The 25,074-nt window shown below is 34.0% G+C and carries 25 protein-coding genes and 1 tRNA gene; 2 read left to right on the forward strand and 24 right to left on the reverse strand.

The window, feature by feature from the left end; genetic code table 11:
- Positions 1-41: 41 nt before the first annotated feature.
- Positions 42-275: a glutaredoxin family protein gene (locus COC46_RS10780; RefSeq protein WP_098809756.1), complete on the reverse strand. Its 234-nt coding sequence runs from the start codon at positions 273-275 to the stop codon at positions 42-44.
- Positions 276-293: 18 nt separating this feature from the next.
- Positions 294-1,595, reverse strand: coding sequence for an RNA polymerase factor sigma-54 (gene rpoN / locus COC46_RS10785; protein WP_098809716.1), 1,302 nt, complete (start codon positions 1,593-1,595; stop codon positions 294-296).
- Between the two features lie 148 nt (positions 1,596-1,743).
- Between rpoN and COC46_RS10790 the strand changes: the two genes are divergently transcribed.
- Entirely contained in the window at positions 1,744-4,467 is a 2,724-nt protein-coding gene (locus COC46_RS10790) for a sigma-54-dependent transcriptional regulator (protein WP_098809717.1), read from the forward strand.
- A 58-nt stretch (positions 4,468-4,525) separates the two neighbouring features.
- Here the strand turns inward: COC46_RS10790 and chbG are convergent, their stop codons facing one another.
- From chbG to COC46_RS10845, 12 genes are all read right to left on the reverse strand, one after another.
- The gene (gene chbG, locus COC46_RS10795) at positions 4,526-5,242 is read right to left on the reverse strand and encodes a chitin disaccharide deacetylase (RefSeq protein WP_098809757.1); all 717 of its coding nucleotides are present in this window, start codon (positions 5,240-5,242) and stop codon (positions 4,526-4,528) included.
- Positions 5,243-5,330: 88 nt separating this feature from the next.
- Positions 5,331-6,668 (reverse strand): 6-phospho-beta-glucosidase, encoded by a 1,338-nt coding sequence (locus COC46_RS10800; RefSeq protein WP_098809718.1) that lies wholly within the window; start codon positions 6,666-6,668, stop codon positions 5,331-5,333.
- A 71-nt stretch (positions 6,669-6,739) separates the two neighbouring features.
- A complete protein-coding gene (locus COC46_RS10805) occupies positions 6,740-7,048 on the reverse strand; it encodes a PTS lactose/cellobiose transporter subunit IIA (protein WP_098809758.1) in 309 nt (102 codons plus the stop codon).
- 34 nt (positions 7,049-7,082) lie between these two features.
- The gene (locus COC46_RS10810; protein WP_098809719.1) at positions 7,083-8,438 is read right to left on the reverse strand and encodes a PTS sugar transporter subunit IIC; all 1,356 of its coding nucleotides are present in this window, start codon (positions 8,436-8,438) and stop codon (positions 7,083-7,085) included.
- Positions 8,439-8,477: 39 nt separating this feature from the next.
- Positions 8,478-8,780 carry a PTS sugar transporter subunit IIB gene (locus COC46_RS10815; protein ID WP_098809720.1) on the reverse strand — a complete coding sequence of 101 codons (303 nt, stop codon included), beginning with the start codon at positions 8,778-8,780 and terminating at the stop codon, positions 8,478-8,480.
- A 713-nt stretch (positions 8,781-9,493) separates the two neighbouring features.
- Positions 9,494-9,814 (reverse strand): PTS lactose/cellobiose transporter subunit IIA, encoded by a 321-nt coding sequence (locus tag COC46_RS10820; protein ID WP_098809721.1) that lies wholly within the window; start codon positions 9,812-9,814, stop codon positions 9,494-9,496.
- A 25-nt stretch (positions 9,815-9,839) separates the two neighbouring features.
- A complete protein-coding gene (locus tag COC46_RS10825) occupies positions 9,840-11,195 on the reverse strand; it encodes a PTS sugar transporter subunit IIC (RefSeq protein WP_098809722.1) in 1,356 nt (451 codons plus the stop codon).
- Positions 11,196-11,238: 43 nt separating this feature from the next.
- Positions 11,239-11,541 (reverse strand): PTS sugar transporter subunit IIB, encoded by a 303-nt coding sequence (locus tag COC46_RS10830; protein WP_098809723.1) that lies wholly within the window; start codon positions 11,539-11,541, stop codon positions 11,239-11,241.
- Positions 11,542-11,877: 336 nt separating this feature from the next.
- A complete protein-coding gene (locus COC46_RS10835; protein WP_098809724.1) occupies positions 11,878-12,174 on the reverse strand; it encodes a DUF6509 family protein in 297 nt (98 codons plus the stop codon).
- A 321-nt stretch (positions 12,175-12,495) separates the two neighbouring features.
- Positions 12,496-12,651: a hypothetical protein gene (locus tag COC46_RS22170; RefSeq protein ID WP_176545126.1), complete on the reverse strand. Its 156-nt coding sequence runs from the start codon at positions 12,649-12,651 to the stop codon at positions 12,496-12,498.
- A 186-nt stretch (positions 12,652-12,837) separates the two neighbouring features.
- A tRNA-Arg gene (locus COC46_RS10840) sits at positions 12,838-12,910 on the reverse strand.
- A 682-nt stretch (positions 12,911-13,592) separates the two neighbouring features.
- The gene (locus COC46_RS10845) at positions 13,593-15,032 is read right to left on the reverse strand and encodes a 6-phospho-beta-glucosidase (protein ID WP_098809725.1); all 1,440 of its coding nucleotides are present in this window, start codon (positions 15,030-15,032) and stop codon (positions 13,593-13,595) included.
- Positions 15,033-15,441: 409 nt separating this feature from the next.
- On the opposite strand from COC46_RS10845, the gene clpP reads away from it, so the two are divergent.
- Positions 15,442-16,035 carry an ATP-dependent Clp endopeptidase proteolytic subunit ClpP gene (clpP, locus tag COC46_RS10850; protein WP_098809726.1) on the forward strand — a complete coding sequence of 198 codons (594 nt, stop codon included), beginning with the start codon at positions 15,442-15,444 and terminating at the stop codon, positions 16,033-16,035.
- An 81-nt stretch (positions 16,036-16,116) separates the two neighbouring features.
- Here the strand turns inward: clpP and COC46_RS10855 are convergent, their stop codons facing one another.
- The 10 genes from COC46_RS10855 to COC46_RS10905 all read right to left on the reverse strand — a co-directional run bounded on the left by COC46_RS10855 (position 16,117) and on the right by COC46_RS10905 (position 25,059).
- Positions 16,117-16,374, reverse strand: a complete 258-nt coding sequence (locus COC46_RS10855) for an HPr family phosphocarrier protein (RefSeq protein ID WP_098809727.1) — start codon at positions 16,372-16,374, stop codon at positions 16,117-16,119.
- A gap of 21 nt (positions 16,375-16,395) precedes the next feature.
- Positions 16,396-17,346 carry a DNA-binding protein WhiA gene (gene whiA / locus COC46_RS10860; RefSeq protein ID WP_098809728.1) on the reverse strand — a complete coding sequence of 317 codons (951 nt, stop codon included), beginning with the start codon at positions 17,344-17,346 and terminating at the stop codon, positions 16,396-16,398.
- Positions 17,347-17,385: 39 nt separating this feature from the next.
- A complete protein-coding gene (locus tag COC46_RS10865) occupies positions 17,386-18,354 on the reverse strand; it encodes a gluconeogenesis factor YvcK family protein (RefSeq protein ID WP_098809729.1) in 969 nt (322 codons plus the stop codon).
- Entirely contained in the window at positions 18,354-19,238 is an 885-nt protein-coding gene (rapZ, locus tag COC46_RS10870) for an RNase adapter RapZ (RefSeq protein ID WP_098809730.1), read from the reverse strand. The genes COC46_RS10865 and rapZ overlap by 1 nt, the downstream gene beginning before the upstream one ends.
- Positions 19,239-19,266: 28 nt before the next feature.
- The gene (locus tag COC46_RS10875; protein ID WP_098809731.1) at positions 19,267-19,725 is read right to left on the reverse strand and encodes an NUDIX hydrolase; all 459 of its coding nucleotides are present in this window, start codon (positions 19,723-19,725) and stop codon (positions 19,267-19,269) included.
- Positions 19,726-20,111: 386 nt separating this feature from the next.
- Positions 20,112-21,059 (reverse strand): thioredoxin-disulfide reductase, encoded by a 948-nt coding sequence (gene trxB, locus COC46_RS10885; protein WP_098809733.1) that lies wholly within the window; start codon positions 21,057-21,059, stop codon positions 20,112-20,114.
- A gap of 228 nt (positions 21,060-21,287) precedes the next feature.
- On the reverse strand, positions 21,288-22,787 hold the full coding sequence (locus tag COC46_RS10890; protein ID WP_098809734.1) for a tetratricopeptide repeat protein: 1,500 nt from the start codon (positions 22,785-22,787) through the stop codon (positions 21,288-21,290).
- 173 nt (positions 22,788-22,960) lie between these two features.
- Complete coding sequence (locus tag COC46_RS10895; protein WP_098809735.1) at positions 22,961-23,461, reverse strand: acyltransferase; 501 nt, start codon at positions 23,459-23,461, stop codon at positions 22,961-22,963.
- Positions 23,458-24,105, reverse strand: coding sequence for a pyrophosphatase PpaX (gene ppaX, locus COC46_RS10900; protein WP_098809736.1), 648 nt, complete (start codon positions 24,103-24,105; stop codon positions 23,458-23,460). Before ppaX ends, COC46_RS10895 begins: the two co-directional genes overlap by 4 nt.
- 12 nt (positions 24,106-24,117) lie before the next feature.
- Positions 24,118-25,059 carry a nucleoside recognition domain-containing protein gene (locus COC46_RS10905; protein ID WP_098809737.1) on the reverse strand — a complete coding sequence of 314 codons (942 nt, stop codon included), beginning with the start codon at positions 25,057-25,059 and terminating at the stop codon, positions 24,118-24,120.
- Between the last annotated feature and the right edge of the window lie 15 nt (positions 25,060-25,074).

The raw sequence follows: 25,074 nt of genomic DNA on the forward strand, positions 1-25,074 counted from the left end.
TTTACATTGTAACAGGGTCGTTCATTTCTTTCAACTGATAACTACCTATTAATTGCATTTAATATGTCAATCTTATGAATTTTTCCGTATGCAACGGTTTCCCCATTCATTTGAATAACAGGGATCATTAGTTGATATTCCTCTAATAATGCATCATCAGAATAAATATCAATTTCATTTACTTCGATTTCATAATCCGATTGAACCGAACGAATTGCTTCTTTTGCCTCTTCACATAATCCACAATTCTCTTTTGTAAATAATGTTAATTTAATCGACATCCAATTCTCCTTTTAACTAAAGCGCTTTCGTTTTGATGAACCTGGAATTCTAAGTATATCTCTATATTTGGCAACAGTTCTTCTAGAAATTTCCACTCCATGTTTTGCCGCTAATAATTCTACAAGCTTTTGATCCGATAATGGTTTTTCTTTGTTTTCTTCATCTACTAGTTGCTTGATAAATACTTGCACACTTGTTGATGCAAGCTCTTCACCATCAACATTGACGCCTTGATGGAAAAATTTCTTCATTTCAAATAATCCAAACGGTGTCTGTACATATTTATTTTTACAAGTACGACTAATTGTCGACTCATGTAATGAAAGCTCTTCAGCAATCTCTTTTAATGTAAGAGTTTTTAAATTGGCAGGGCCTTTTTCAAAAAAAGCTATTTGCTTTCGAAGAATACAATTCATAACTGATAACATCGTTGATTTACGTTCTTCTAAGCTCTTCATTAACCAATTAACTTGTGTATTTTTATCCTTTAAATACGTTGATACTTCCTTCTCATGTTGGCCATTTAAAATGGAAGAATATTCATTAAGTACTTTTAAACGAGGCATAATTTTATCATTAATAAGTACAACAAATTCTCCACCTATTTTTTCAACCGATAAATCAGGAGCCACATAATTTACTTGGTCTTGGAAATAATTTAAACCAGGTCTAGGCTGAAGCGTTAAAATTAAATCAATTTCTTTTTGCAAATCGGGCAAGCTAATCTTAAGCTTCTTTGCAATTTCTTTCCAGTTCTTATTTACAAAAAGGTCAAAATAATCATTAATCACCTGTTTGGCAATTGTTGTATCAGTCTCCAGGCCATTTAGTTGGATTAATAAGCATTCTTTAACGGATCTTGCCCCGACTCCTGCGGGTTCAAAACGTTGAAGTATTTCAATGCAGATTTGTAACAGAACATAAGATATATTTAATTCTTGTATTAGCTCCTCATCTGACTCCATCAAAAATCCATTTTTATCTAAGTTATAAATCAAATATTTAATAATTCTATATTCCTCATTATCAATTTTCAACTCATTTAACTGACTAACAAGTTCCTCTTGTAATGTCTCTGTCCTTCGAGTATATAACTCCATTCCTTGTCCGCTGGAAGTAGTTTGTTGTTTGATTTTTGAAGAAGAGTATTCGGTATAAGGAGTTTCGACTTCAATTAAGGGATTTTCTAATGATTGCTCAAATAAAAAATCAGTAAGTTCTTGGGCATTGAATTGAAGCATTGTAATGGCTTGTCGTAGTTCCTGAGTCATCGCAAGTTTCAATGATTGTTTTTGCATTAAATTCATTTCCATACTACTTCACTCCCTTATTACTATTTTACTCGATATTTAACTTTTTCATAGTACTTGACGAATTGTTATACTAATTAAAATATAGTGAAAACGTTTACTTTTTCCTGTATAGTAAAAGTATACAACTCTTTATTATGGGTGGGCCATTATGAATAGAAAAAACCAGATTTACAAAGTTTTTCTTCAAAGTAAGGAGCAAGGTTTTACTGCGATTGAAATCGCTCAAAAGCTAAGTTTAGACAGAGCAAACGTTAGCAGTGATTTAAATAAATTAGTCAAAGAAGGACTATTAATTAAAACAAATTCTAGACCGGTCGTATTTAAACTCCAATCTAATACTATACAACAAACGAATAAATCTCAAATCAGTCCTGCAAGTTCGGAGTATAAACATGAATATTTTTATGAAGAAAATATTAGTTTAAGACCTGTGATTGAAAAAGCAAGATCAGCTATTCTTTATCCACCAAATGGGATGCATACATTAATTCTAGGTGAGACGGGTGTTGGTAAATCTGCTTTTGCTAAAAGAATGCATGATTTCGCAATTCGGTCAAATATTCTAGAAAAGGATTCTCCATTCATTATTTTTAACTGTGCAGACTATGCGAATAATCCACAACTATTACTAGGTCAGCTTTTTGGTGTAAGAAAAGGTGCTTATACAGGTGCAACTGAGCAAAAGGGTTTACTAGAAAAAGCAAATAATGGAATTTTATTTTTAGATGAGGTCCATCGTCTTACTCCTGAAGGTCAAGAAATGTTATTTACATTTATAGATTACAAGTTGTATAGAAGACTAGGCGAGACCGAGAACGAGAGAACGTCGAATGTTCTTATTATTTCAGCCACAACAGAAGATCCAAAATCAACTTTATTATCAACATTTACAAGACGAATTCCTATGGTCATTACATTGCCAGCACTGCGTGATCGAACATACGAAGAAAGATTTACACTCATTAAGCGATTTTTCACTGAAGAAAGTCTTCGTCTTGGAAAAGAAATAGTAGTCAGTGCAAATACAATCCGCTCTTTTCTTTTTTACCCGTGTCAAAACAATATCGGTCAACTTAAAGCCGACATTCAATTAGCTTGTGCAAAAGCCTATGCAGATTTTATTACGCATAAACATGACAAAGTACGTATTTATAGTACAGATTTGAACTGGTATGTGAAGGAAGGCTTATTCATCGAAAAAAAGGTGAAGCATACTATTACACTGTTAAATGAGCATTTCGAATTTTCACCAACAAAAGGGATCACAAGCAATTCACAAATGGATCGTTCTTCAGATACAATTTATGATCGAATTGACACAAAATATGAAGAACTGAAACAACGCGGCGTTGCACAGGACGAGTTATCTTTACTAATGGAGAACGATATTGAAAGTTATTTTACACATTATTTAACTTCTATTAATCGCAAACTATCTAGTAAAGAAAATGTCCAAAAAATAATAAAGCCTGAAATTGTTACACTAACTGAAAAGGTATTAAAACTAGCAGAAGAAAAGCTAAATAAGAGATTTAACGAAAAAATACTTGTGGCACTTAGCCTACACATCCAAACGCTATTACAACGAATTCAGTCAAACAAGAAGATTTACCATCCAAATATAACGCAAATTCGAGATCAATATAAAAACGAGTTTTCCGTTTCAATCGAATGTGTAAAAATGATTGAAGATTTCTCAAATGTTTCAATTCCATTTGATGAAGTAGCATTTATTACGATGTTTTTTGTATATGGAAACGAAGATTTTAAAGTGTTGAGTTCAAACGTAAAAGTAATTGTATTGGCTCACGGTAATGGAATTGCTAGAGAAATGGCGAATGTAACAAACGAACTGCTAGAAAATGAAGAAGTTATCGGGATTGATATGCCATTAAGTGAACCTCCACAGGATTTTTTAATTCGTGTAAAAGACTATATTAAATCTTTAGGTAAATTAAATGGTATTCTACTTTGCATCGATATGGGATCATTGGCGTATATCGGTGACATAATTGAAGCTGAGTTTACAATTCCTGTACGTGTGATTCAAATGGTAAGTACTGCACATGTTATAGAAGCTTCTAGAAAAGCAACGCTAGGTTATAATTTAGATGAGCTTTATCAAGATGTGCGGAATTTAACAACTTTCTTCATCAATTCTCATGCGAATAAAGCGAAACAACCAGAATTTAATCGTTCTGTGATTTTAACGGCGTGTCTGACTGGTCAGGGAAGTGCAATAGCCATTAAAAATATACTAGCGAATAACTTGGTCTATGATAAAGAGATGCTAGAAATCGTACCAATTAGCCTTTTAAATAAAGATGAATTACAAAAAATGTTAAATGATATATCTAAAGAACGAAGCATCGTTTGTATTGTTTCAAATTTTGATATAAATGTTCCATTCAATACATTCCATTTACAAGATGTATTAAATATGAAAGCGACAAAGACGATACAAGAATTGATAACTTACGAAGAAACGTATTTAAAAATGGCAGAAACATTACAGGATACGATTTCTTTAAAGGATGCTAAAAAAGTCATCAGTGTGATTAGGCGTGCTTTAAATGATATACAAATCCAAACAAATAAGTTTTTCAAAAATGAGGATTTGATGGGAATTGTTATTCATATGAGCTGCATGATTGATCGAATTCAAAACTCACAGCCTTTAATTCCATTTAAAGACAAAGAAGATAAAATAAATAGTGACTATCTGCTATATTTAAAAATTAAAAAAATACTGCAACAAATTGAGGAATCTTGTGACATTATCATACCTGATGATGAAATATGTTATTTGATGGAATTTTATTCTAGAAATGACAAAGAACAACAGGAGCAGAAAAAGAAAAATATCTATTAAAATAGACGATAAAAGCCAGTTACTTCACTTAGAAGAAACTGGCTTTTTACATTCTATATTAATATTTTACTAGCTCTACTCCCTCTGGAAGATTTGCATTCGTTAAAATATCAAGTTCTGTTAATCGTTCAAAACAATATGAAGTACCATTTTTCAAATGATTATCTACTAAAGCAGGATGCACCATAACTTCTACAGAATCTACGCCTTTATTGATTTTTTCTTTTATCGTCTCGAAATAGGTTACTGGAATTTCATTTCCATAAAAATCTGTTAAAAATTGGTCCGTAAATGGTTTAATTCCATCAATCTGACTGTTTGGAGAAACACGGACTGGAAGATCATACTTTTGAGATAGATTCGCAATAACTGGGTGTAAAAGAGGGATCATGTGTACATGGTGATGACTATCGAGATGCGTCGGTTTCAAGCCATAAGAAAGGAATTTTTGAATTTGTGCATCCCATTCCTTTTCTACCTCTTCTACATGAACATCTGGATTATCATACCAATAACTGTTCTTAAGAAATGCGCCATTTTGGTCTACAATTGTTTGTATATCAGTTAATAAAGGTTTTCCCGCTGTTAAGACAAGATGTACACCAAGTCCTAATGTAGGATGTAATTTTGCTAATTCAATTCCATGCTCTACAGCAAACATATTCATCATCATCGTTGCAGAATTCACTATGCCATTCAAGTGAGCTTCAATAATGCCATAATTTACACCTTTTGAATATCCGAAATCATCTGCATTTACAATCAGTTTTGTCATCTTTCCTTCCCCTTTTTCTTTTAGTATCATCAAAAAGGGATGTACTCTTTTGTTCGAGCTACATCCCTCCTTTAAATCAATTAAAACGTTAATTTGCTGCTACTTTTTCGTTTTTGAAAAATTGAGGTAAATGCTCTTTATGAGCTTCTAGCATTTCATCAAGAATTTCTTTAGCTAAATTATCAGATCCAACTAGTGGATTAATACACATTGCAAGTAACGCTGTTTTATAGTCACCAGTTACACCTGCTTCTGCGGCAACACGTTCAAATGATTTAATTTGTTGAACTAAACCGCGTACGGCAACTGGTAAATCACCCATTGTAAGTGGTTTTGGACCGTCTTTTGTAATAACAGCACTTACTTCAACAGCACAATCATCAGGAATTGATGCAATTGCACCATTATTCATTGTGTTTACAGGTTGAATATCACCTTTATTATTATATAAAGAAGAAATTAATCGACATGCAGCATCACTATAGTACGCTCCTCCGCGTTTTTCTAATTGTGGTGGCTTAATAGTAAGATTAGGGTCTTTATATAATTCAAATAATGATTCTTCTAATTTTTTTACAACTTCAGCACGAGTACCATCTTTTTTCGCTGCTTCAAGTTCTTCTTCAAGCATTACTTTAGATTGATAGTAGTAGCGATGATATGGACAAGGAATTGCTCCCAGTGCTTCGATAAAATCTGGATTCCAATCCATTGCTTTAATATTTTGCATTGTCATACTTTCAGTAGGACGTGCAAACTCACTTACAACGCGACTTGTTACATCTTCACCATCTAATAATACTTTTGTACCATAAACCATGTGATTTAATCCCATAAAATCAATGTGAACACGTTCAGACTCTACGCCAAGCGCTTTTGCGATATTCATATGAATATGAATTGGCACATTACATAAACCTACCACTTTACGGAAGTTTGTGTATCTTAAAATCGCTTCTGTTAAAATACCTGTAGGATTCGTAAAGTTTACTAACCACGCATTTGGACAAAGTTCTTCGATGTCTTTAACGATGTCTAAAATAACTGGAATTGTACGGAGTGCCTTAAACAGTCCACCAGGACCATTTGTTTCTTGACCAATTACTCCATATTTTAAAGGAATACGCTCATCCTTCATACGAGCTTCTAATAATCCTACACGGAATTGAGTCGTGACAAAATCAGCGTCTTTTAGAGCAGCACGTCGATCTAGTGTTAAATGAATCTCCATAGGAACCCCTGCTTTTTCTACCATTCTTTTAGCAAGATTTCCAACGATTTCAAGTTTCTCTCTACCTTCTTCAATATCAACTAACCATAACTCTCTTACAGGTAGTTCATCATAACGTTTAATAAATCCTTCAATTAATTCTGGAGTATAACTAGAACCGCCACCAATTGTTGCTATTTTAATACCGTTTCTCATTTTCTTCACTCCTTCTATATGATAGAAGAAAAGTAGTTTTTCATTCTCCAAAACTACTTTTCTATATTCTTTTATTTATTTAATTTTTCATGTAAGAAAAGAATTTCTAATACTAAATCTCTCATCGTTAGAGCATTCATTAAATGATCCTGAGCATGGATTAATAAAATACTTAATTGAACATTCTCTCCACGTGCTTCACCTTGAATTAATGAAGTTTGCGCATGATGAGCATGATTTAGTTCTATCTTTGCCTCTTCAATCTTACTATTTGCTTCTTCTATATTACCCGCTCGGGCGGCTTGCATTGCTTCCATTAATGAGCTTTTTGCGTTACCTGCGTGTAAGATTAATTGAAATGCTGTTTGCTCGATCGTCATTACAGTACTCATTTCGTATCCTCCTCAAACTGCATTACATCGCAGCACTTTGATTATTTGCTGCTTCTCTCATTTTTTTAGCTTCCATACGTCCTTGTAGTGCAACGAATGGTAAATAGATGATTATTGAAATAATTAGGTTAAATGCTGCTAAAGCTGCACCTGTCCAATGTCCTCCTGTAATCAGCCAACCACCTAAAACTGGTGGAGTTACCCACGGTATACTTGTTGTTACAGGGTGAACCATTCCTAATGAAATAGCTAAATATGAAATAACTGTTAAGATAATTGGTGTACCTATAAATGGAATTAACCACATTGGATTTAATACGATTGGCAATCCGAAAAGAACTGGTTCATTAATTTGGAATAAACCTGGTGCTCCCCCTAATGCAATCATTTGTTTATTGCGTTTTCTATTAATTAATATCATTGAAATGATTAATCCTAAGGTAGCACCTGATCCACCTAAGAAAACAAATGCATCAAAGAATTGGCCAGCCATTACATTGTATTCACTCCACTTTGTAACACCTTTTGCTGCTAAATCAATATTTTCATTTCCTAAAGCTGTAAATAATGGTGTTGTAATTCCACCCAGAATATTAGGTCCATGTAATCCAAGAATCCAGAAGAAGTGAATAAAGAATGCGATACCCATTGCAAATGGTAATGAGTCTGCAGCATTTGTTAATGGCTTAACAAGTACTGAACTTAACCAATCATTGAAATATACGCCATCAGATAAATATAATCTGAACAACAATCCAATAATTGCGATAATAAAGATCGTTAACATACCTGGTAATAGTTTCGCAAAAGCTTTTGAAACTGCTGGTGGTACACCATCTGGTAATTTAATGACTAATCGTTTTACCTTTGATAAGCGAACAAAAATTTCTGTTGCGATAATTGCAACGATTATTCCAGTAAAAAGTGCAGTTGAATTAGTATAAGTAGAGTTTACTAATCCCCAAACACTACCTGTTGCCGTTTCTCCATCTTCTAAAGTAACTGATACAGCATTTAGCGATTGTGGTACTAATACGAAATATGACGCTAACGCTACAAGCATTGCTTCAAATCCCTCATCACCGTATGAACGAGCTAATTTATAAGCAATCCCTACAACCGCAAAAACAGTCATAAATGCGAATGTTCCCCACCAGATATCTCCGCCTAATGTCTTCCAATTCAATCCAAAAAGTGCTTCCATCATTTTGTCGTAGCCTTTGATTGCTCCGCCTAAATTATTAAATAAAACTGCAAACGAACCTACCATTGTAATGGCAATCATACCGATCAAAGCATCACGTATTGCTAATAAATGACGTTGGTTACCGAACTTTGCTGCAGTTGGCATTATATATCTTTCTACAAAATTCATCATTTTTTAAGACTCCTTTTTGTTAAAATTTATGCAACATGACTATTTTTTTAAGCTAAGTGCTAATTCTAAAACAGCTTCACCATTCATAAGTCCGTAGTGTACTGGATTAATCACGTCAACCGGGATCCCTTTTGGTTCGGCAACTTTTTTCATTTCTGAAGCTAAATAACGTACTTGTGGTCCTAATAAAAGAACATCAGCTTTATCTAAATTTTCTTTTGCAGCATCACCTGATACAGCCCAAATTCTCACTTCAATTCCTTTTGCTTTTGCTGCATCCTCCATTTTCGTTACTAGTAAACTAGTTGACATTCCTGCTGAACAAGCTAATAAAATATTCATTGTTATTCCTCCAGTATTAGATGTAGTGTAGCGCTTACAAGTTGTTGTTTTTTGTTCTTAAGCAACTACCAATTAATTTATTTTGTACACTCTTTTATATTGCAAATGGCGTGCCAACTTTTTATAAATCATAAAAAAATATTTATTTTAATCCGAGAAAGCTTGTCCTATAAGGTTTTACAGTCATGATATTTTTTTCTTTACTCTAAAAGGAAAATGACCTAACTCTTTTAGTGTGTTATCTATTTTCGGTAAATCTTATGAAAATGATTTAGTGTGTCGTGTCTTTGTTAGTGTGTCGTAAAAATCCCCAGTAATCTATTAGTGTTTTAAAACTATTTTCCCTTCTTAAATTATACATTTAAGAGTGTGTTATATAAGAAAAAAACAACTCTAATTGTTTATTTTTTGATTATGTAATTGTTATTTTTCTCTAAGTAAAGAATCGAAAATTAGATTTTTAATGTATCCTTGTTCAGTTGAATAAGTGAATTGAAACAAAAGGGGGCTCGGGCCCCTATGGGAAATGCGGGAAGCCTAAGACCCAGGAGGCATGCTGAGGAGGCGCAGGTCTCGCCCTATGGAAAGCGAGAATCCTGTAGTGGAAATCAACCTCACAGGGTACTATTTAAAAAATTTGGTGATTAATATTATTTTTCAACAGCGTAAAAAAGTGGTGTAGACTAACTCTACACCACCACTTCTTTTATCAATTATTTAATTATTTTTTCATGCAAATATATAATTTCTTCTACTAAATCTCTTGTTGTAAGTGTGTTCATTAAATGATCCTGGGCATGTACTAAAAGAATATTAATTTTATATTGTTGCCCGCCTGCTTCACTTTGTATGAGCGAAGTTTGAGAGTGATGGGCCAGCCTAAGTTCCGCATTCGCTTCAATTACTTTCTCACGAGCTTCCTCGAACTCTCCATCACGAGCTTTATACATTGCTTCCATTAATAAACTCTTGGCATTTCCAGAATGTAAAATTAACTGAAATGCAATTTGTTCATTATTCGTGTCGGTTGGCATTTACACTCTTCTCCTTCACATTTAATTAAACATTTAATGAGTTACTACTAGTAGTTTCAGTTGATTTTCTAGCTTCCATTCGTTCGGCTACCGCTACGAATGGCAAGTAAATCAAGATTGAAATAACAACGTTAATAGCCGATAAAGCAGCACCGCTCCAGTGACCACCCGTTGCTAAATAACCACCAATGATTGGAGGAGTCACCCAAGGTATTGTTGTAACTACTGGGAAAACAATATGTGTAGAAACTGCTATATAAGAAATAATTGTTAACACGATTGGTGTAAGGATAAATGGAACTAACCAAACTGGATTTAAAACAATTGGTAAACCGAAAATAATTGGTTCATTAATATTAAATAATCCAGGAGGTGTACCCAATGCAATCATTTGCTTATTCCGTTTACGATTAACAATAAACATTGCAATAATCAATCCAATCGTAGTACCTGATCCACCCATGAATACGAAGGCATCATAGAATGGGCCTGCTAATACCGCGTACTTGTCTAGATTAGTAACACCTTTAGCATATAAATCGATATTTTGGTTTCCTAATGAAGTGAATAAAGGGGTTGTTATACCACCTAAAATGTTTGGTCCATGTAAACCCATTGCCCAGAAAAAATGAATAAAAAATGCAATTGCTACTGCAAATCCTAATGAATCAGCCGCATCTGTTAATGGTTTTACAAGAACTGAATTTAACCACTCATTAAAGAATACACCATTTGAAATGTATAATCTGAATAATAGTCCAACTAAAGCTACAATAAAAATTGTTAACATACCTGGTAATAACTTTGCAAATGCTTTGGATACAGCTGGTGGAACACCATCAGGTAATTTAATAACTAATTGTTTTACTCTAGCTAATCTTACAAAGATTTCAGTTGCAATAATCGCAACGATAATCCCTGTAAATAATGCCGTTGAGTTTAATGAATTCCAATTAACAAATCCCCAAGTTCCACCTGTAGCTGTCTTACCATCTTGTAATGTAACAGATACTGCAGCTAATGATTGTGGAACAAGTACAAAGTAACATGCTAATGCAACAAGCATCGCTTCAAACCCTTCGTCACCATAAGAACGCGCTAATCTATGCGCAATACCTACAACGGCAAATACTGTCATAAATGCAAAAGTTCCCCACCAAATATCTCCACCCAGTGTTTTCCAGTTTGCACCAAAGACAGTTTCCATCATTTTATCGTAGCCATGGATTGCGCCACCTAAGTTATTAATAAGTACAGCAAAAGCTCCAATCATCGTAATTGCAATCATTCCGATTAACGCATCACGGATCGCTAACAAGTGACGTTGATTTCCAAATTTCGCTGCAGCAGGCATGATATACTTTTCAGCAAAACGCATCATTCTGATACACCTTCTTTTCTCTCTAAATTTTTAATACCCCGTTTTATTTTTTCAAATTTAAAGCCATTTCTAAGACTGCCTCACCATTCATCAATCCATAATGAACTTGGTTAATAGTATCTACTGGTATCCCTTTTGGTTCGGCTAGCTTCTTCATTTCTAAGGCTAGATAACGAACCTGTGGTCCAAGTAGTAATACATCCGCCTTGGCTAAATTTTCTTTTGCCTCATCACCAGCAACTGCCCATATTGTTGCTTGAATTCCTTTTGCCTTAGCTGCTTGTTCCATTTTTGTAACTAGCAAACTAGTCGACATTCCTGCAGAACATACCAATAAGATATTCATTTTCCACCTCCTACTAAATTTATCCCGTCAGTGTAGCGCTTACATATTTACAAATAATGACAAAAGAATTACGCGGTACAAGGACAAGTAGTGAACTCAATTTAAGTATTGCAAAATGTGTGCCAATTTTCTAAAAAGTCAATTTATTCAAAAGCACAAATAAAAAAACCTTGAAAAATCAAGGTTTTTAAATCAAATTGTTTTTTATGAAATTTTAGTGTTTTAAAAGTGTGTAATCTTATGTTGAACTGTGTTTATTAAAATACAGTAGTGTGTCGCCAAATTAACGAAATTGGCTATTTTTAAAAATAATGTGTGTCATTTAACAACACAATATCATTCTTCTTCCACTGTTAAATGCGTTTTACAAAATTCAAATACTTCTTTTTCCTCATCTTCTTCCAAATCAAAGTCTAAATATGTATTTGATTCAGCTTCATACAAGTCATACTTAATTAATTTCGACTCAGCACCATTTACTCCAAAAAGCAATTTTATGTAAATACCTTTTTCATTATATAACTCATCATCCTCTGGCACATCGATATATAAAATAAATTCATATCGTTCACCTTCAATGATACCAAATGGATCTTTTATTTCTTCTACAGTATATTCTGCAATTGTTAACACAAAAACATTCCCTTCAATATTAATATGTACTATTATACACAAAGGAATGAACAAAAAGAAAGACGCCTGCCGCAGCAGACGTCTTGATGCGTTTGAGGCGAGAGACCGGGCGGCCACATCCGCGCGTTTAGCTTGCGCATATCTCTCGTCTTACTCAAATTAGCTCATCGCAAATAGTAATATAACATATATCCAGGAAAAATGATAGAGGAAAAAAATACAAAAAGCAAAAAGAACCATATAATTAAAGAAATGATAATGATCTACATCACGCAGTTCTTTTTGTTATGAATATTAAATTGATTATAAGCATTCTCTATTTTAGAAACAGAATTTAATGATTATTAGATCTATGCAGTATTTTTTCTTTTTAGATGTTGAATACAGTTTATAGGTTTCTTTGAATTTTAGTTCTCTTTCCATTTCTTCTTTATTAAATTTTGAGATTTCCTTTAAAACGAAAGAATTTATATCCATGTTAACGACCTCCCTTTTCTTACTTTAAATATATGACTTTATGTTTAAGGAACCCATTATTGATTGGATGGAGTTTTGATACATCTTTGGTTGTAGGTTAAAGGGAGTATTATCAGTAAAAAAATAAAAAACGAGTGATAATACTTCTGTTTTTTAACAGAATATATCACTCGTTTTTTTGTTTAGCGCGCTCGACAGGATTCGAACCTGCGACACACGGTACCGGAAACCGTTGCTCTATCCTCTGAGCTACGAACGCATATTATATATAAGAGAAAATAAGTATTTTGTATTGTCGCCCCAATCTCAGAAAGTTTATGCAAGGAGCGGCTCGATTGGTGCGCTGATGTTTCGCTTTGTAGCTTATTCGGACGTGCTCTATCCTCTGAGCTACGAACGCATATTATAAAGGAAATAAGTATTTTGTAATGTCGCCCCAATCTCAGGAAGCTTATGCAAGGAGCGACTCGATTGGTTTCACCATATTATGTTTACTCTGGTCCACCCTTGCCTCAGATTGTTATTGCAAGGAGCGGCTCGGCAAGTGCGCTCGGAGTAATTTCATGGAGGCTTATTCATCCGTGCTTTATCCACTGAGCTACGAACGCGTGTTAATATAAAGTTTAAAATAAGGTTATTGTATTGGTCGCCCCAATCTCAGAAGGCTTTTGCAAGGAGCGGCTCGATTGGTGCGCTGATGTTTTGCTACGCAGCTTATTCGGACGTGCTTTACAACTGAGCTATGTAAGAAGAAAAGCAAGTTATCTTCTATCAGGGGCTATATTTGTTTAATTTAAGAATTTCGTTTATTTAATTATATCGTTTGAAAGTTCTGACCGCAATAATTTAGGTTTTTTCGGAGTGAAATTATTCTGTGAATGTGAAAAAGAAGAAGATGCATGTAGGGAATGGGCGTTAGCGTCTTCTTCATCGTTTTTGTTTTATAGGTTTTTTCCGTTTGATTTGATGACTTGTTGATAGAAGTAAAAGCTTTTTTTCTTTAGTCTTTTTAGTGTGCCTTTTCCTTCGTTGTCTTTGTCTACGTATATATATCCGTAGCGTTTTTTCATTTCACCGGTTCCTGCACTTACTAGATCGATTGGTCCCCAGCTTGTGTAGCCAATGATCTCGACGCCGTCATGGATTGCTTCGGACATTTCTTTAAAGTGTGAGTTTAAATATTCGATTCGGTATTCATCATTAATTGTGTCGTTATCTTCAATTACATCAATTGCTCCTAGGCCATTTTCCACGATAAATAATGGTTTTTGGTAACGGTCGTATAATTGATTACATGTTATTCGTAATCCTTTAGGGTCGATTTGCCATCCCCACTCGGAGGCTTTTAAGTATGGATTTTTTATGGAGGCAAAGATATTTCCTTCAGTTAATTGACTTAGTACTTCCGGGTCAGTACAAGTGCAACGACTTGCATAATAACTGAAACCGATATAGTCCACCGTATTATTTTTTAATAGCTCTTCATCGTCTTTTTCCATTACTATATGTAAATCATTTTCTCTGAAATATCGTTTAGCATATCCAGGGTATTCACCTCTTGATTGAACATCAATGAAAAAGTATGATTCTCGATCTTTATCGATTGCTTCCCATACATCGTTTGGATGACATGTGTATGGATAGGTCGTGCCTGCTGCCAGCATACATCCAATTTGACTATTTGGAATAATTTCGTGACATGCTTTAACTGCTAAAGCGCTGGCTACAAGTTGATGGTGTGCTGCTTGGTAAAGAATTTGGTTTTTATCTTCTCCTTCTTTAAGGATAATACCCGCTCCAATAAAAGGGGCATGTAATAGCATGTTAATTTCATTAAACGTCATCCAATACTTAACTTTATTTTTATATCTTTCAAAAATCGTTTTTGTATACCTCTCATAAAAATCAATCATTTTCCTGTTTTTCCAGCTACCGTATTTTTCTACTAAATGAACTGGTACATCAAAATGGCATGTCGTGACAACTGGTTCGATATTGTATTTTAATAACTCATCAAATACATCATCATAGAATTGAAGACCTGCTTCATTTGGTAATTCGTCATCACCGCTAGGAAAAATCCTTGCCCATGCAATTGATAATCTTAGGCATTTAAATCCCATTTCTGCAAATAGTGCAATATCTTCTTTATATCGATGGTAGAAATTAATTGCTTCGTGCGAAGGATAGTAAACTCCCTCTTTTAGTTTTAAAGAGTCTATCTTCCCTAACATAATCGAAAATCGTTCTTTACCAGTCGGTAATAAATCTACTGTGGTTAATCCTTTTCCACCTTCTGAATATGCACCTTCTGCTTGATTAGCTGCAATTGCACCACCCCAAAGAAAATTTGATGGGAATGCAGAATTTAGTTTATCCAAGTTTGCTCTCCTCCTTAAAATAACTTTGTCTCCTTTACAAATCTATTGTATTTTCTAAGAAGCATTCCTGATCAAATTAAATTTTTCCTTTTAAAAAATCCTTTTCGAATCTTTTCTTTATTAAGTCCACCCTCTCCTGCTCTTCCTTATTTCCCCTTTCTACTAAACTCCTACCTCATAGTTTATATGAATTTATACTTATCAAAAGAAAAACTAAATAAAGTTACGTTTAATAATAGGAAAAGTCGTTAATGATGTTGAAGTATTAGATAATCAATATGTTATAAAAGGTCAATTATCATTAATCTAAAGAATACATAAATATAGAATCTCTTTTATTTGACCTTTTCTGACCTTAAAGGTATTATTGTATTAATCAATCTTTTGTTTTAAACAAGGAGGAGAAAAAATGAATTTAATCCCTACAGTTATTGAACAAACAAGTCGTGGTGAGCGTGCGTATGATATTTACTCTCGTCTTTTAAAAGACCGCATCATCATGTTAGGTAGTGCAATCGATGATAACGTAGCTAACTCGATCGTGTCACAACTTTTATTTTTAGCAGCAGAAGATCCAGATAAGGATATTTCATTATACATTAATAGCCCAGGAGGAAGTATTACTGCTGGTATGGCTATTTATGATACGATGAACTTCATTAAGCCTCAAGTATCTACAATTTGTATTGGTATGGCAGCTTCAATGGGTGCTTTCTTATTAGCTGCTGGGGAAAAAGGTAAGAGATATGCTCTTCCAAATGCAGAAGTTATGATTCACCAACCATTAGGTGGTGCTCAAGGTCAAGCTACTGAAATCGAAATTGCAGCTAAGCGCATCTTGTTCTTACGCGATAAATTAAACAAAATTCTTGCAGAGCGTACTGGTCAGCCATTAGATACGATTGAGCGTGATACTGAGCGTGATAACTTTATGACTGCTGATCGTGCATTAGAATACGGATTAATAGATAAAGTAATTTCTAACACTACAGCTATTAAATGATAAAAAGAAACTAGCCGTGAATTTCGGCTAGTTTTTTTGTAAAAAAAATTGGACATCCATTTATGTGAATGTCCAATTACATTAAATTTCTTCACCAATAAAGTCCATTACTGCTTCCATTGCTTCAACCTCATCGTCACCAGTAATTGTAATGATTATTTCTTCTCCGTGTGGTACGGCAAGACTCATAACGCCCATGATACTTTTGACGTTCACTTGTTTACCTTTGTATGCTAGCAATACTTCTGAACGAAATCTCGTAGCTACTTGAACGAATTGTGCAGCTGGACGAGCCTGTATTCCAGTTTCTAATAGTACTCTCCCTTTTTTCTCAATCATTTTTTTCTCCCCTCTCAACTATTATTTTATTTTAATTGATTCTCCTGCTCTTAGCTTATCAGCAATTTCATCAATTTTACGTAATCGGTGATTAATTCCTGATTTACTAATTGCACCACTAGATACCATTTCACCTAATTCTTTTAATGTTACATCCTCATACGCTACTCGAAGTTCAGCAATTTCTCGTAACTTCGGTGGTAGTATGTCTAAACCTACTGAACTCTGGATATAACGAATATTTTCAATTTGTCTAAAAGCCGCACTAATTGTTTTATTTAAGTTCGCAGTTTCACAATTTACTAGACGATTAACACTGTTTCTCATATCTCTTACAATACGGATATCTTCAAACCTTAATAAAGCTGAATGAGCACCAACAATGTTTAAAAACTCAGTGATTTTTTCTGCTTCCTTTAAATAAGTAATATAGCCTTTACGTCTTTCCAATGTTTTAGCATTTAATCCAAATTCATTCATTAAACGGCAAATTTCTTCAGTATGCTCTTTATAGAATGAAAAAATTTCTAAATGATATGAAGATGTTTCTGGATTATTCACTGAACCACCAGCTAGGAAAGCACCTCTTAAATAGGAACGTTTACAGCATTTCTTTTGAATTAACTCTTTTGCTATTTCATTAGTAAAGCTAAACCCTTCACCAGTTATATAAAGATCGTTTAAAATATGTTTTGCTTCTTCTTTAATTCGAACAATATATACATTGTTCTTTTTAAGACGCATTTTTTTTCGAACGAGCAATTCAACGTCCACATCATAAACACGTTTAATTAATACATATATTCTTCTAGCAATAGCTGCATTTTCAGTAACAACATCTACAATAAATTGGCGATTCGCTAGTGATAATGAACCATTCATTCGAATTAAAGAAGATAGCTCAGATCTTGAACAACAATCTTTAATCTCTATTGTTGTTAACTCTTTTTTCGTTTCTGATGCAAAGGACATTTGAATCACCCCCTCCTTCTAGCATATTACATTTTTTAATTATTCTTTTATTTTTGTCGGGATTAGGTCACATAATATTTCTGCTAATTTTAAAGTGTCATGCCTAATCACATTATCATCATATTTAACGATTGATTTATGAACGACTTCTAGATTTAAATGATCAAGTTCTTTCGTATCTAATATTACTTGTTGAGCATGCTCTTCTTTATATAGCTCTAAGATACTCTCAGGCATAGTACCTTCATTTACGATAATTGTATCAACAAAGTTTGTGTCTAAATGGTTGTATAAAGCTTTTACATGATCACTAGCGGTATAATGTAGAGTTTCACCCGCTTGTGTCATCACATTACATACATATACTTTTTTAGCTCTTGAGTTGACAACAGCCTTGCCTATTTTAGGAACTAAAAGATTTGGAAGAATACTCGTATATAAACTTCCTGGACCGATTACAATTAAGTCAGCACGGTTAATTTCATCAATTGCCTCTTTTAAAGGTTCAACATTTCTCGGAGCTAAAAATACTCTTTTAATTTTCTTACCAGAATACGGAATTTTTGATTCGCCTGATACAATTGTTCCATCTTCTAATTCGGCTTTTAATACGACACTTTGATTAGCCGCCGGGATCACTTTCCCTCTAACATTTAGTACTCTACGCATTTCGATAATTGCCCTATAAAAATCACCTGTAATCGCAGTCATTGCACTCAACATTAAATTTCCAAGTGAATGCCCCGACAGGTCACCAGATGTTGCAAATCGGTGTTGGAATAATTCTTCCAACATAGGTTCCACATCTGATAAAGCGGCAAGTACATTTCGTACATCTCCAGGCGGTGGAATTTTTAATTCATCACGTAATCGTCCAGAACTTCCACCATCATCTGCGACTGTTACGATAGCGGTAATATCAACGGGATGTTTTTTCAACCCACGAACTAAAACAGATAGTCCCGTTCCGCCTCCAATTATTACTATTTTCGAACGCTGGCTAACCATTACTTATGGCTCCTTTTTTCAACATCTCGATGGCTAATATTCGTATCATACTGATCCTTATAGTAGTTAGCTAAATACTCTGCTAAAGTAACAGAGCGATGCTGTCCACCTGTACAACCGATCGCAATAATTAACTGACGTTTACCCTCTCTTTTATATTGAGGTAACATGAAACTAATTAAGTCAATTAATTTCACCATAAACTCCGTCGTCTCATTAAATTTAAGAACATAAGAGGAAACCTCTTCATCTAAACCAGTTAATGGACGCATTGATTCAATATAGAATGGGTTTGGTAAAAAGCGTACATCAAATACTAAATCCGCATCAATCGGTATTCCATACTTAAAACCGAATGACTGAATATTTACAGAAAAACCTTCTTGCTCGTTTTCTCTAAACTGCTTAATTATTTTTTCTCTTAGTATTTTAGGTTTTAAATCAGAAGTATCATAAATTAATTGTGCTCGCCCTTTTACTTCAGCCAAAAGCGTACGTTCCATCTCAATCCCTTTTAGCGGAGAGGCAGTTGGAGAAAGCGGATGTGAACGACGCGTTTCTTTATAGCGAGTAACAAGAGCAGCATTCGTTGCATCTAAGAATAATATTTGAGGGATGATCGAAGGAGTAGACATTAATTGATCTAACGAATTCCCTAATTGATCAAAGAATTCTCTTCCTCGTAAATCCATTACAAGAGCAACTTTATCCGTTGTATTATGGTCTGGGTCCTTTAATAGCTCTACAAATTTTGGAAGTAGAGCAGGAGGAAGATTATCAACACAAAAATAACCGATATCTTCTAACGCTTGAACAACGACAGTCTTTCCAGCACCTGACATTCCAGTTATTATAACCATTTTCACATGTGATTTTGTAGGCATTTAACTCAACCCTTTCTATGAATTTAGGTTAACTAGGATTTAAACGATATCTTATTAATTCAAAATCCGGTGTATATACAAAGGTACCATGCAAAATTTCTGTACCTTGAAGTAGATAATCAATAATGTGATAATCTCCCTCAGCCATAGGAAGTTTCTTCACTTCATCTATTGCATGCCAGCGAAGAATTCCTTCTTCACACTCATCCTGATTTTGACCGTCAAACTCGGTAGCCAAAAATGAGAACATCATCCACTCATTCACTACCTTAGCATCTTCTTCTATGATAATTGTAAAAACACCTTTTAATTTTGGGTTTTTTAAGTAAACACCTGTTTCTTCACGATATTCACGTACAACTGCTTCTCTAATATTTTCACCTGGCTCCATCTTTCCGCCGGGTGCAACCCACCAGTTTCTTCTAGGTTTTTGTAGCAAGAGGATATTATTTTCATTTACCAAAACACAATGTGTAACTCTTTGCATTTCTTATACCTCACTTACAATTTCGAGTTGCAGTTGGTTGAAACTGCCCAATCTATATTATACCGTTAAACTAGTCAGACAACAACTTGTTAAGATAGTTTTAGGGTACACAGGATCTAGTATGGTGGAGAAAATTTTAAGAGATAGAATGGAAGTTGGGGAAGAAATAACACTCATTAAAGCTAGACAAACAAAAAAAGGGAACATGGACAAGCGCATATCCATGTTCCTATATATTAGGGGGCTCTCTGGTTATTGTCTATAATACAGTATCTATATTTCAGTAGAGTTACACCCTAATTACATGTAAGTTTCAGAATATTACAATTGTATACACAATTCTAACAAATAGTTCATTTCCGCTATCTTACTATTTTTTATCGCAATTAATTAGTTTTAGCTAACTCTTCCATTAATTCTTCGATATAATGTTGTACTGCTTGAGCAGCAATACTTCCGTCTCCTGTAGCAGTTACAACTTGACGTAAAGTTTTTTCACGAACATCACCAGCAGCAAAAATACCTGGTACTTTAGTTTCCATTACATCATTTGTTTCAATATATCCATTTTCATTTGTAATTCCTAAGCTTAAGAATGGTTTAGTTAATGGAAGCATTCCGATATAAATAAATACGCCTTCTGTTTTAAATTCAGATTCTTCACCATTTTGAGTATCAACAAGCGTCACACTACTTACTTTACCATCAGTTCCGTTAATTTCCTTGATTGTTGAATTCCAAACAAATGAAATCTTTTCATTTGCAAATGCACGGTCTTGAAGAATTTTTTGAGCACGTAATTGATCTCTACGGTGAACGATTGTCACTTTAGAAGCATACCGAGTTAAATATACGCCTTCTTCAACTGCTGAATCTCCTCCACCTACAACAACTAATTCTTTATCTTTAAAGAATGCACCATCACAAACAGCACAGTAAGATACACCACGTCCTCCAAGCTCTTGCTCACCTGGTACACCAATTTTCTTGTATTCTGCACCCGTTGTAATAATAACTGCACGTGCTTTGTATTCTTTTTTACCAGCCACTATTGTTTTATATTCTTTGCCGTCGATTATTTCTTTGATGTCTCCATAAGCGTACTCTGCACCAAATTTTTTCGCATGATCAAACATTTTATTTGATAAATCAGGACCTAAAATGCTATCAAAGCCTGGGTAGTTTTCAATTTCTTCCGTATTTGCCATCTGTCCACCAGGAATACCACGTTCCATCATTAATGTAGAAAGATTTGCACGAGATGTATATACAGCTGCAGTCATCCCTGCAGGACCAGCTCCAATGATAATAACATCATAAATTTTTTCTTCCATTTCTTAATCACTCCTTGTACTTATCTGGCTAATTGCCCTAGTTCTTCATCTATCACTATCCTAATACGCGACAACCTAAAACAACAAATCATATGCTCAAGATAAGAAAAACTCGCTGACTGACGAGCCTTTTAGGCGAAGTCAGAGGCGCACTTTCACTTATTCCTCGCTGCCAATTTATACTTTCTTTATGTAAAAAAAAGAAAGCTTGCTTAACACCATCTGGTATTAATACAAGCTTCGAATGGCGTTAATGCCTTTATTTAATAAATAGGTAGAGATATTATAGTTTGCTGCAATTTTCTTTTGTGATACACGTTTCACTTCATTTTCTACAAGATAATGTGTAGCAGCTAATAAAACATCTTCATTCACAGGTAATTCTTTATACTTTAATGTAAGTTCACAAATTGAGAAAAACCATAATTGAAGATGATTACGCAGAATGATATATTCCTCTTCCCAAGTTGCCTGAACCTTTTTTGCTCCATTTAGCGCAATATTTAATGATGGATGAGGCTCTATATAGCACATATTGCTAAGAAGAACTTGTTCTAACTGTTCGTCAAGACCAACATTAACGATTGGATCTAAGTCCTGAAGGATTGAACTAAACTTTTGTTCATAATAATATTCCTTCATAAAATAGATTAATCCCCATCTTTCACTATTCGAATTGGAGAATTTTGCTTGGTACTCGGTCTCAGCCATTAATTGTTCGATTTCATTAGATGAGTGCTTTTTTTCAGCCCATGGTGCTAATTCTTCATGATCCTCGAATTCATTTGTCATTTCAAAATTCCAAATGCGTTCCGCAGTTTCGATTCGTCCCGAACGGTAAGCTGCATCACAGAACATATAATAAAACTGTATTTCGCGATCTGGTCGCTCCATGTAAAGTAAATTAAATAACTTATATGCTTCCTCATATCTTTTGAATTGATAGAAAAGCACACCAAGTTTATGACGGTGCTCTTCAGATATTGGAACAATATTTGATAAGCTTTCAAGATATTCAAGAGCAACTTCTTGTTCATTTAATATTCTTTTTAACATCGTTAAATGAATTAAAGCCGATAAATTCCCTGGGTTTTCTGCTAAAACATATTGTAATACTCTTTCCGCTTCCTCATGATTCCCTAAATGAAGCTCTACTAAAGCTAAATTATTATATGCTGGCCAAAATTCTTGATATTTATCAACGATATTAAGTAAAGTTGATTTAGCTGATTTCCAATCATGATTTGCTAAATAGCTTGTAACTCGCTCTTGAAGCACTAATAAATCATCATTGATATTTAAATCATCATCTTCTTCACTATGAATTATATCTAAATAGTCTTCTAGCTCTTCTAATTGCTCTTCATCTGTACCAATTTCTAAATATTTTTGAGCATACAAATTGGCCTTTTGGAACAATCCTAGTTCAAAAAATGCAAATGCTAATAAATAATATACATCTTCATTTGATGGGTATTTATCTAAAATGTATTCTAAAATAGTAATTGTAGTTTGATATTGATGTAATGATAAAAGCTTTCTAGAAATATCGATAAGAACAGTTTGATTCTCTTCATTTTCAGCAGCTTTTTTCAAATAATAAATCGCTTGCTCAGAATCGTTACTATTATAAGCTTTCATACCTTTTTCGTAGAAATAATCTTTCGGTAACGAGAACGAAACGACATTATGAAATTGATTTGTTTGATTCCCCAAATTTTCAGACATTCGATCCTCCAGTTTTTCCAGCTTAGCACAGTATATCACACAAAAAGAGGAAATAGTCGCCGTCCAAATTATTAGAAATTTAAACGAACGTACAATTTCCACATTTTCTAAATAGTTATCAAAGTATTATTTTAACCGAAACAAATAATATTGAAAACTACTTTTTTTAGAGGTTAAGTTGTCGTTTCAGGTTGAGGCAATGAAATGATAACCATTGGATTGCCTCCAACAAATGCACCAGCTGGAACGTCCTTATTAACTAATGTTGCAGCTGAAATCTTCGCACCGTCACCAATCGTGACCCCGGGCAAAATCGTCGTATTTGCACCAACTAACACATTATTTCCAATAATAACTTCTCCTAATCGATATTCATTAATTAAATATTCATGCGCCAAGATTGTTGTATTATAGCCAATTATCGAATTCTTACCTACTGAAATTAATTCTGGAAACATTAAATCAGGAGTTACTTTAAAAGCAAAGGATGTAAAATCTCCCACTTTCATTCCAATGAGATTCCTATACATCCAGTTTTTTAGTCTAAAGAAAGGGATATAGCGAGCTATTTCAATTACAATAACATTTCGAAATGTCTTCCAAAATGAAACGGTCTTATACACTTGCCAAAGTGAGTTTTCACCTTCAATAAGATAGCGTTTAGTCTTTCTCAATTCTCATCAATCCCTAGAATAGGTAAGATATCGCTCATCTTCTCCAGCATGAAATCAGGGTTAAATGTAGCTAAAAATTCTGTTCCCTTTAGTGACCAAGCAACTCCTGCTGTTTTCGTTCCAGCATTTTTACCACCTTCTATATCATGGTAATTATCGCCCACCATTATACTTTCTTCAGGAACTGAATTTAATTTTTTTAAAGCTAATTGAATCGGTTCTGGATGTGGCTTTGCATTCTTCACATCATCAATCGTAATCACAGTGTCAAAAAATTGCTTTAAACGACTATAATTCAAGCCCATTTCAACAACATTTCGAGCTTTTGTTGTTACAATTCCAATTTTATAACCTAATTTGTGTAATGTTTCAATTGTCTCATAAACTGTTTCATACTCTTCAACAAATTCGTCATGCATCTCCATATTAAAACGGCGATATTCTGCAATCAACTCTTCAACTCGATCTTTGTCTACCGTAGAAAAAGATTCAGTTAAAGTTGGTCCCATAAAAGGAATAACCTGTCCACGTTTAAATTGCCCAGGATAAAATTTATTCAAAGTATGCAAAAATGAAGCAATTATTAATTCATTTGTATTGATTAATGTACCATCTAAATCAAATAATATCGTATTTATTTTCATAGTATTTCCTTTCTATTTCACATCAACGTTTAAACTTGATTCAGCTTTTCTTCCTACTTTGCCTATTACTCTTGCAACTATACAAGTAACAATTAGAGCGACAAAGAAACGGATTAAGAATAAATATAAAACTGGAATACCTAAAGGAATAAAGATAAGTGTATCTTCTACCACAGCATGACAAGCTACTAAAAACAAGAAAACGAGATATAAATCACGTTTCGAAACCCCATCTTCTTTTACAGCTTGAATCATAACACCCGCGCCAAAAGCTAATCCAAAAAACAATCCTGCAGCTAAAGTAACTCCGGCTTTTGCTTCAACACCAATAAGTTTAGTAAAAGGCGATAATGCTTTTGTTATATAATTCATCCATCCAAAATCTTTTGCAACTTGAATACCTAACATTAATGGAATAACTATTTTAACAAGGTTTAAAAAACCCATTAATGACGAAACGAATGCAGTATATATTAGATCCCATCCTGATTGATTAGCACTTTCTGCAACTTCAATACCTTTATGAACAATTTCTGTTCCACCAGTCCAAAAGAAATGAATACAAATAGCCGATAAAATCGCAAATCCTAACCTTACTAAAACAACAAATGATGCTCTCACTCCTACGGCAGTTGCAACACTCGTTTCAACAAATAAATTATGAGAAAAACTTAACATAACTGCAAGAATCAATGCCTCTTTAGCAGTTAAATCCATAGGTAACATAGCCCCAAGTGCAGCATATAAGTTTAAAACATTTCCTAAAACTAATACTAATGCTGCATCTCCCTTTAAACCAATAAAGCTCATTAAAGGTTCAAGCAAATTAACAAACCAGTCCATTAGTGCTGTTTCTTTAATAATCGTTAAAATGAAAGAAATAGGGAAAATGATTTTCCCTATTTTCCAAGAAGTTTGTAAACCAACTAGTAACCCTCTCTTTAAAGTTTCCACCTTGTTCCCCACTCC

This window comes from Bacillus sp. AFS041924 (genome assembly GCF_002577195.1).
Lineage (GTDB): Bacteria > Bacillota > Bacilli > Bacillales > Bacillaceae_G > Gottfriedia.